General features: G+C 44.7%; 6 protein-coding genes. 3 read left to right on the forward strand and 3 right to left on the reverse strand.

Annotation, left to right across the window (positions count from 1 at the left end):
• Positions 1 to 37 precede the first annotated feature (37 nt).
• The 3 genes from AB4496_RS08465 (at position 38) to AB4496_RS08475 (ending at position 3,951) form a co-directional block, all read left to right on the forward strand.
• Positions 38 to 1,054 (forward strand): Fe(3+) ABC transporter substrate-binding protein, encoded by a 1,017-nt coding sequence (locus tag AB4496_RS08465; protein WP_012604721.1) that lies wholly within the window; start codon positions 38 to 40, stop codon positions 1,052 to 1,054.
• Between the two features lie 243 nt (positions 1,055 to 1,297).
• Positions 1,298 to 2,923 (forward strand): iron ABC transporter permease, encoded by a 1,626-nt coding sequence (locus AB4496_RS08470; protein ID WP_009847572.1) that lies wholly within the window; start codon positions 1,298 to 1,300, stop codon positions 2,921 to 2,923.
• Entirely contained in the window at positions 2,923 to 3,951 is a 1,029-nt protein-coding gene (locus AB4496_RS08475; RefSeq protein ID WP_009847571.1) for an ABC transporter ATP-binding protein, read from the forward strand. Before AB4496_RS08470 ends, AB4496_RS08475 begins: the two co-directional genes overlap by 1 nt.
• A 157-nt stretch (positions 3,952 to 4,108) precedes the next feature.
• Here AB4496_RS08475 and AB4496_RS08480 read toward each other — a convergent pair whose 3' ends face one another.
• The 3 genes from AB4496_RS08480 to AB4496_RS08490 all read right to left on the reverse strand — a co-directional run.
• Entirely contained in the window at positions 4,109 to 5,521 is a 1,413-nt protein-coding gene (locus tag AB4496_RS08480) for a phosphoglucomutase/phosphomannomutase family protein (protein ID WP_009847570.1), read from the reverse strand.
• 74 nt (positions 5,522 to 5,595) lie between these two features.
• Positions 5,596 to 8,001, reverse strand: coding sequence for a GH36-type glycosyl hydrolase domain-containing protein (locus tag AB4496_RS08485; RefSeq protein ID WP_102257746.1), 2,406 nt, complete (start codon positions 7,999 to 8,001; stop codon positions 5,596 to 5,598).
• 126 nt (positions 8,002 to 8,127) lie between these two features.
• The coding region (locus AB4496_RS08490) for a beta-N-acetylhexosaminidase (RefSeq protein WP_372130811.1) at positions 8,128 to 9,761 on the reverse strand (1,634 nt) is incomplete at its 5' end.

The following is a 9,761-nucleotide window of genomic DNA, read 5'->3' on the forward strand; positions in this document are numbered from 1 at the left end:
GATATAGATTATCATTTCGATATAAAGGACTTTACCAATGAAAAAATTGCTAACTCTTTCAGCTCTAGCATGTAGCGCAATCGCACCAACGGCTGCAATCGCTGCTGAAGAAGTAAACGTATACTCTTACCGTCAACCTTTCCTTGTTGAACCTATGTTTGATGAGTTCACAAAAGAGACAGGCATCGAGGTGAATGTTAAGTTTGCTAAGAAAGGTTTAGCAGAGAAGCTAGCTCAAGAGGGCGAATACAGCCCAGCAGATGTGGTATTAACTGTTGATATCAGCCGTCTATCTGAGCTAACTGAAAAAGGTTTAGTTCAAGCTGTAGAAAGTGATGTTCTAGAAAAGAATATCCCAGCTCAGTACCAAGACACAGCTAACGAGTGGTTCGCTCTAACAACTCGTACACGTAGCGTATACTCTTCTCGTGACCGTGTTGGTCGTCTAGGTGAAGATTTCACTTACGCTGATCTAGCTAAGCCAGAATTCAAAGGTAAAATCTGTACACGTAGTGGTAAGCACCCATACAACGTTTCTCTAGTATCTTCGATGATTGCTCACAAAGGTGAAGCTGAAACGAAAGAATGGCTAGAAGGCGTAAAAGCAAACCTAGCACGTAAGCCTCAAGGTAATGACCGTGCACAAGTTAAAGCGATCAAAGAAGGTCTATGTGACGTTTCTCTTGGTAACAGCTACTACCTAGGTAAGATGGTTAACGATAAAGAGCAAAAAGCTTGGGCTGACGCTGTTTACCTTAACTTCCCTAACCAAGAGACAACTGGTACTCACGTAAATATCTCTGGTATGGCAATGGCTAAATTCTCTCCAAATAAAGAGAACGCGGTTAAGCTAATGGAATTCCTATCTGGTGACGTGGCGCAAGGCATGTACGCAGAAGTGAACTACGAATACCCAGTTAAAGCTGATGTTAAACCTTCAGAGCTTGTTGCTTCTTGGGGTGAATTCAAAGCTGATACAATTTCTCTAGACCAGATTGCTGACCACCACGCAGCTGCAATCAAGCTACTAGACGAAGTTAAGTTCGATCTATAATTTTTTACTGTAGGCTTCGGCCCAAGTAAAATGACAGCCTCAAGTCGCCATTTCGGTAACTTGGGGTTGTTTTGTTTTGGAAAATCACTTTTTGATACAAAGCTCCCCGTTAATCCCCAGAGTTATGAGCATCTCACCTTGAAGTCATTACAGTATATGGGTATAAATAACCCCCCATTAAAAGGACATGAGATGTATTTGCAAATGCATTTGTGTTTCATTAAGCCTCGTTGTAGTTAGGCGATGAAAGAAAAGAATTATTTATGGAACACCAGTAGCTGCATCATTGCTGTATTGCTGGTTTTACCGATTTTAGCGATTTTTACGACTGCTGTTGGAGAAACTGATGAGCTATTTTCTCATCTTATGTCCACAGTAATGCCCACCTATACTTATAATACGGTGGTTTTAGTCATAGGAACCTTATTCCTGTCTTTGGCTTTTGGTATTCCGTCAGCTTGGATTATGGCAATGTGCCGTGTTCCAGGAGAGCGCGTTTTACAGTGGGCGTTAGTGCTGCCATTAGCAATGCCAGGCTATATTGTCGGGTATATCTTTACCGATTGGTTCGACTTTGCAGGTCCTGTTCAAATTCTGCTACGAGATTTAACAGGTTGGGGGCCCGGAGAGTACTGGTTCCCAGACATTAGAACCTTGTTCGGAGCTATTATTGTTCTGTCACTTGTTCTCTACCCCTATGTTTATTTGCTATGCCGCGCGGCTTTTATGGAGCAAAACGTCTCCTTATTGCAATCCGCTCGGTTGTTAAAGTGTTCACCTTGGGAAAGCTTTCGTCGTATTTCCTTGCCGCTTGTTCGTCCATCAATGGCGGTCGGGCTATCACTGGTTGCAATGGAAACCATTGGTGACTTTGGTACCGTAAGTTACTTTGCAGTCAATACCTTAACGACTGCGGTTTACGATACTTGGTTAGGTTACTCAAGCTTAACGGCTGCTGCGAAAATATCGGCGATTATGCTGATTATCGTGATCCTACTATTGAGTTCAGAGCGCTATAGCCGTCGCAAACAGAAATTATTCCAGAATCAATTCAGTAGTCGTGAAGATTTTCGTTACGACCTTTCCGGTTGGAAGAAGTGGTTAGCATTGTTTTGGTGTTGGGGGTTGGTGTGTGTCGCATTCTTGTTCCCTCTTGCCCAGTTAATGATTTATGCCTACAAATATTTTGCTCAAAGCTGGACCCCTGAATTTAGAGAGTATGCCGTTAATAGCCTTTATGTTTCGGTAGTTGCTGCAATTATTGGTGTCGTTATTGCTTTGATTGTGAACTTCAATCAACGTGTTAGCCCAAGTAAGAAAAATCAGGCTTATATGCGTATCGCTTCCATGGGCTATGCCGTTCCAGGCACCGTGTTAGCCATTGGTGTGATGGTCCCAGTTTTGTTTATGGATCACTTAGTCAACGATATTGCAAAAGTGATGGAATGGACAGGACCAGGTTTGATCTTCTCTGGTTCTATGTTTGCACTTATCTTTGCCATGGTCGTGCGTTTTTCAGCGGTTGCAATTGGCAGCATTGAAAGTAGCTTGAGTAAAGTTTCTCCTTCATTGGATATGGCATCTAAAACAATGGGCTGCAATACCAACCAGATGTTACGTCATGTTCATTTACCTTTGATTAAACGAGGCGCATTGATCGCCGGATTATTGGTATTTATCGAATCAATGAAAGAGTTAAATGCAGCATTACTGCTACGCCCTTTCAATTTCGAAACATTGGCGACTTATGTTTATAACTATGCCTCAGATGAGCACCTAGAGTTGGCGGCGATGCCTGCTGTATTATTGGTGTTAGTGGGCTTAATTCCTCTGATTATCGTAAACCGTTCCTTGGAGCAGAAACACTAATGAGTTGTGCATTATCAATTAAAGATCTGACTTGTAAGTACGAGTCCCAAACTATTTTGGAATCTCTTTCTTTAGAAGTTGAGCATGGTGAAATTGTTTGTCTGCTTGGTGCCAGTGGTTGTGGTAAGACTACGCTGCTGAAAGCGATTGCCGGCTTGCTTCCATTGAGTAGTGGCGTCATGAGCTTGAACTGTCAAACCATCGACGATGGAGACAACTGGTTACCACCTGAGCAGAGAAACATCGGAATGATCTTTCAAGATTACGCCCTGTTTCCGCACTTGACGGTAAACCAGAATATCTGCTTTGGCCTCAAAGGTCTTTCTGAACAGCAAAAGAAAGAGAAAGTTCAAGAGATGTTGGAGCTAGTTCACTTAGATGAATTCGGTGACCGATACCCACATCAACTTTCTGGTGGTCAACAGCAGCGCGTAGCGATTGCTCGTTCTTTAGCGTACAAGCCGGACTTATTGTTATTGGATGAACCCTTCTCAAATATTGATACTCAAGTTCGCCATGAGTTGATCTCTCAGATTCGTAAAATATTTAAAAAGCAGGGTGTTACTGCTATTTTTGTAACGCACAGCCGTGAAGAAGCATTCGCTTTTTCAGATAAAATGGCGGTAATGAACCATGGTGTGATTGAGCAATATGGTTCTGCATCTGAGTTGTACTTCCACCCATCGAGTAAGTTTGTTGCTGATTTCTTAGGTGGTGGTAGCTACTTGAATGCAAAGCGTATTTCAGATAATGAATTTGAAACGAGCTTGGGTCTGATAGAAGCGAAAGCACAAACTCAGATCGAAGTGGGAGCGGAATGTGCGTTGTTACTAAGACCACAGCATATAGTGGCGAGTCATGATGTCGACAGTAACCTGTCAGTGTTGGAACAACAATTTATGGGCGACCACTGTCGCTATGTGATTGAAGCTAACGGTCAGAAACTGTTAGCAACGTCTTCTGAGGCTCTAGGTGTTGGTATGCCAGTCACCGTCAAAGTAGATACCAAAGGTGTGTTGGCGTTTTAATGATACGCAGTAAGTATCGTTCTGCCGAAAAGTAAAATGCATTCGTAAAAAAGCCCAGCACTTTGATACAGAGTACTGGGCAAGAGTTCTTCACCTATAGGCTTTAACAAGGCAGTGGTTTGTTAAGTCCCATTCAAAACTGCTGCACTCTATAAGTCTATAGAGAGAGGAAGTCTTTCACTTTTTGAAGAACACGTTCTGCAGTGTCTTTATCTTCCATTTCTGCGAAGATTCGTAGTAACGGCTCTGTTCCTGAGAAACGAGCGATCACCCAGCCGCCATTCTTGAAGTACACCTTGGCACCATCTTCATAGCTAACTTTTTCAATTTCGTATTCAAATTCAGGCAGTTGTTTCTCTACGTAAATCTTGGTGTAGAGCGCTTCTTTCTCTGAAGGCTTAAACTGGCAATCTCCTTCTGCCGTGTAGGCATAGCCATACTTAGAGTAGATTTCATCAAGTAACTCAGATAATTTTTTACCTGTTACACTGATCATCTCAACCAGTAAGCTTGAAGCAAATACGCCATCCTTACCTTTGATATGACCTCGAATGGTTAAACCTCCCGAACTTTCACCACCAATCAGTGAATCATCTGCTTCCATTTGAGAGCTGATATGCTTAAAGCCTACAGGAACCTCAAAGCTCTTCTCACCATGATCTGCCGCTACTTTGTCGAGTAGATGCGTGGTGGCGATGTTACGAACAACAGAGCCCTTCCAGCCTTTGTATTCCAGTAAGTAGTAGTAAAGTAGGAGTAGCACTTCGTTAGGGTGAATGAAGTGACCTTTCTCATCAATGATGCCTAAACGGTCGGCATCGCCATCAGTACCAATACCAATGTCATATCCTTCTGCTGCCACCAAGTGCTTCAAGCGATAGAGCGTAGCGGCATTCGGAGAAGGCATTAGACCCCCGAAATCTGGGTTCTTACCATCGTTGATTACGTCGACATCACAGCGACCGTTGATCAGTACGGTTTGCAGAGCATTTTTCGCAACACCAAACATTGGATCAATCAGTACGCGCAGGTTGGCTTTCTTAATCGAATCGATATCGATGAAGTTGATGATTGAATCAACAAAGTCGTTCATCGGGTTGATGATCTCGATTTCTTTGTCGTTTAACGCTTGTTCAAAATCGACTCGTATAACATCTTCGTTGGTCAGTGTTGCGATTTGCTGTTCGATCTTCTCTGTGATGATCTCGTCAGCATCGCGTCCACCTTCAATGAAGATCTTTATGCCGTTATAGTCCGCTGGGTTGTGAGAAGCGGTAATACACGCAGAGTAAATACATCCCATCTCTTTTGCTTGGAACATCACGATAGGTGTTGGAACGAACTTATCAATGAAGCTTACTTTGATGTTGTTCGCCGCAAGTACTTCTGCAAACCAGCATGCCGCTTTATCTGAAAGGAAGCGACGGTCATAGCCAATAACGAAGCCATTCTTGGCTGCATCTTCATTATTGATGATGTTAGCGAGCGCTTGCGCTACAAGGCGAACATTGTCTCTGGTGAACTCTTCACCAATGAAAGCGCGCCAGCCACCTGTACCAAATTTAATCATTAGAAAATCCTTTTAGTCTCATTGCCTCAAGTCGATAAAGACTTGAGGCAAGAGCTGTTCGTTAAATTAAGTGACTAGCCTAGAACAACGACAACATCGTTCACGCTGCCTTCTGCTTGTACTGGGATTGCACCTTCAACTGACTCACCGTTGATAGTGATAGAGGTAACCCCTTTGCTTACTGCATTCGGGTTTTGCACTGTGATGTTGTAAGTCGCGCCACGCCATTGACGAGTAACCTCGAATTCCGGCCAATCAGTCGGGATACAAGGATCGACTGTTAATCCTTCAAAGCCTGTGCGAACACCAAGAATAAAGTTGGTTACCGCGAAGTAAGCCCAACCAGAGGTACCCGTTAACCAAGGGTGGTTTGCACGACCATGGTCTTGATGATCTTTACCCATGATGAACTGCACGTACGAGTATGGTTCTGCGTAACGTGTTTCAATCATGTCGTTTTGGTTGTACGGGTTCAGTGCGTCGTAGAACTTCATCGCACGGTCACCACGACCTAGCTTCGCTTCTGCTACCCAAGCCCATGGGTTCGGGTGAGAGAAGATTGCGCCATTCTCTTTTACGCCTTGATAAACGCGAGTCACAAAGCCGATATCATCGTTTGGTGTTGCGAATGAAGGAGAATTTAGGTGCAAGCCGTATTCAGAGAATAGGTTCTCATCAACAGCGTCCATCGCTTTCTCGCCACGCTCTTGAGAAACCGCGCCAGATAGAACCGCTAGCGTGTTTGACTCAAGGTGTACACGACCTTCAGCTTGTTGAGCGGTACCGATCTTGTCGCCATTTTTTGTTAGACCACGGATGTACCAGCCACCTTCGTCATCCCATAGGTGTGTTTCACACGCTTCACGTACGTTCGCGGCCATTTCTGTGTATTTAGCAACGTCAGCATCGTTATTACGGAACTTAGCAAGATCTAGGAATTCTTGTAGAGCCCAGAAGTGCAAGAATGAAACCATTGAAGATTCACCGCCACCAAGGTTTAAACAGTCATTCCAGTCTGCACGAAGACCCTTACAGATACCGGTTTGCCCCACGTATTCTGCAGAGAAGTTCAGTGCCGCTTTCATGTGTTCATAAACGGTCGCTTCGCCACCGTCTGCGTATGGAATTACTTCATCAAAGAAGTCGTGTTCACCGGTTTCCATTACATACTTGATGATAGTCGGAACGATCCATAAGTGATCATCAGAACAGGTGTCTTCAATGCCGTGGATCTTGTCGTCATCTGACGGTGTTGGAACAACCGTTGGTGATTTTGAAGGTTCAATGTCTGCTTTTTCTGGATCGAACCAGTCTGGATCGAACAAGTGTAGACCATAGCCCGCTTTCACTTGGCCGCGAAGCAGGTCGATAATACGTTTCTTGGTCATTTGTGGGTTGGCATGAGGTACTGAGATTGCGTCTTGCGCAGTATCACGGTAACCAAGGCCAGTACGACCACCCACTTCAATGAAGGATGCAAAGCGAGACCAAACAACACAGGTTTCCGCTTGGTATAGCGTCCATGTGTTGATCATGGTGTCTAAGCCTTCGTTTGGAGACTTAACTTGGAATTTGTTGCAACGCTCGTCCCAGTGATCTTTGATGCCTTGGAAAGCGGCATCGACGTTGGCTGTGTCTTGGTACTTTTCACGTAGGCGCTCGCCGTTTCCTTTACCGATACCGAGTACATAAGCAAAGCGAACTTCTTCACCCGGCTGAATCGTAAATTGCTTGTGCAGAGAACCACAGTGGTTGTAACAGGTTTGAGCGCTGTTAGAACATTTACCGTTCTCAACGGCAATTGGGTTCGCTTCATCACGGTACATGCCAAGGAAGTTATCACGTTGGCCGTCGTAGCTGTCTGGTGAGAAAGTTGAAGCTAGGTAGTAGAAACCTTCAAAGTCGTTAGTGTTGTAGTACAGGTCGTATTCAAGAACACCTTCTTGGTAAGACGTCCCCGCAGAGTACAAAGACATCTGATGGTTCTGGTTATCCGATTGAATATGGCTGAACGAGAACTCAACAAATGAGAAAGTACTGATGGTTCTTGGTTTGTCAGTGTTGTTTTTCAGCACGACGTCCCAAACTTCCGCATCTTCACCCTTAGGAACGAATAACGTTTTGGTTGCTGTAATACCACTGTATTCACACTTGAATTTTGAGTATGACAGGCCGTGACGAACTTCGTAGTTCGCTTCATCTAGGTTCTTTGCCACTGGCTGCCAAGAGATAGACCAGTAATCGCCCGTCTCATCATCACGCAGGTAAACATAGTGTCCTGGACGGTCGAAGGTGCCGTTTGGACGGAATTTAGTAACACGGTTGTATTCCGGAGAATTGTAGAACGAGTAGCCGCCAGCATTGTGCGAAATTACGGTACAAAACTTTTCAGTACCTAGGTAGTTGGTCCAAGGTGCTGGTACATCAGGGCGAGTGATGACGTATTCGCGATTATCGTTATCGAAATAGCCGTATTTCATTGTCATTTCCTTTTTAACAAACTGCATCTATGCAGCTAATTTTTAAATAATGATGCTGAGTCGAATCTGACTGAGCACCTTAATCAGGGAAGCAAGCACTCGACTTGAGTGTGCTTTGGCTTCGTTTTATTCAGCTTTCCAAGGGTTGCGATAATCAACATTGAGTCTGTCGAGTAATGGCAGGTGACCCTTTAGGCGAGATAGGTAATCTAGCCAGTTTCGGTTGTTTTTATGTGTCCAACATCCTTCAGCTAAAGCGCTAATTCTTGGAAATACCATGTAATCCATGCGCTTTTGATTGGTAACGATCTCACACCATAGAGCACACTGAATTCCGCGGATCCGCTTACGAATTGGATCGGTGTCGGATATCTCAGCGAGGGCTTCGTAGGTATAAGCTTGTTCTAAGGGGATAACGGCAGCCCAATCTACGCCCGGTTCTTCCGGTGCATAATCTTGGGTCATGTCGAGATAGGTAAACTGTGCTGGTTGCAGCACCACATCAAAGCCTTGGCGAGCGCAATTGATAGCAGCTTCTTCACTGAGCCATGAATAGATGATGGTCTCTTTGCTCACCTTGTCGCCGTGCTGTGCTTCTTCCCAGCCCACCATGCGCTTACCGAGTTGTTTGAGTTTGTTTTCGGCATAACGGAATAGGTGGCCTTGTAAATCTTTGCTGTCTTGATATTGATGTTCTTTCATCAGAGCTTGAGCAGCAGGGCTGTTGGTCCACACACCGGGTGGTACTTCGTCTGCGCCCATGTGGATCAATTCGCTAGGGAAAAGCTCTGCAACTTCTTCAATAACGGCATCTAGGAACTGATAAGTACCTGGCAAGCCTGGATTTAGTACGTTGTCGTTGTAGTGCTGAATACTCTTGTATTGTGTGGTGTCTGCTTGCTCAACTAGCATGTCAGGCAGTGACTTTATTGCGGCGCGGCAGTGTCCCGGGATATCGATCTCTGGGATCACCGTGATGCTACGCTGCTCTGCGTATTCAATGACTTCACGAACCTGTTGTTGCGTGTAGAAACCGCCATAGTTATCCGCAATGTGGGTGTATTGCGGTTCTAATGCATGATCAGGACCGCGCCATGCGCCGACTTCAGTTAGCTGAGGTAGGCTCTTGATCTCGATTCTCCAACCTTCATCATCGGTTAGGTGCCAATGAAAAACGTTGAATTTGTAGTGCGCTAGTTGATTGATTAAGCGCTTCACTTGCTCTACTGAATGGAAGTGGCGCGCGCAATCCAACATCATGCCTCGGTACTTAAAGCGAGGGTGATCGGCGATTTTGCAGCATGGAATAGAAAAATTTTCGACATCCAGTTGTTGAACCAATTGAATCAGACTTGCCACGGCGTGTGTAAACCCAGACTGGCTACCTGATTCAACAATTATTTGTTGTTCAGTAATGCGGAGTTTGTATTCTGCTTCGTCTAATGTTGGATTGCTGCGAAATAGAATGTCGCCGCTTTCGTTTTTTGAAAGTTCAGTTGAAAGCTCATTCGAAAGAGATATTTCAAAGGTAGAAAGTAACTCTTGCTGCAACCAAGAGACGGCTTTATCTGCAAGGTGAGATTGAACCTCAACCTTGCATTCACAGCTTAGCGCGAAGCTACCTTGCTTGAGTTCGATCTGATTTGGTTGAGGAATCAATGCAATTTCAGCAGCGTTAACTTCAGGCATTTGATTACGTTCACGGTACGGCGAAGCCAGTACTATGGGTGATATCGCGACAGGCAGTACCGATGTTTCTC

It is taken from the genome of Vibrio sp. 10N.222.46.A1, assembly GCF_041473595.1.
GTDB classification, from domain to species: domain Bacteria; phylum Pseudomonadota; class Gammaproteobacteria; order Enterobacterales; family Vibrionaceae; genus Vibrio; species Vibrio tasmaniensis_A.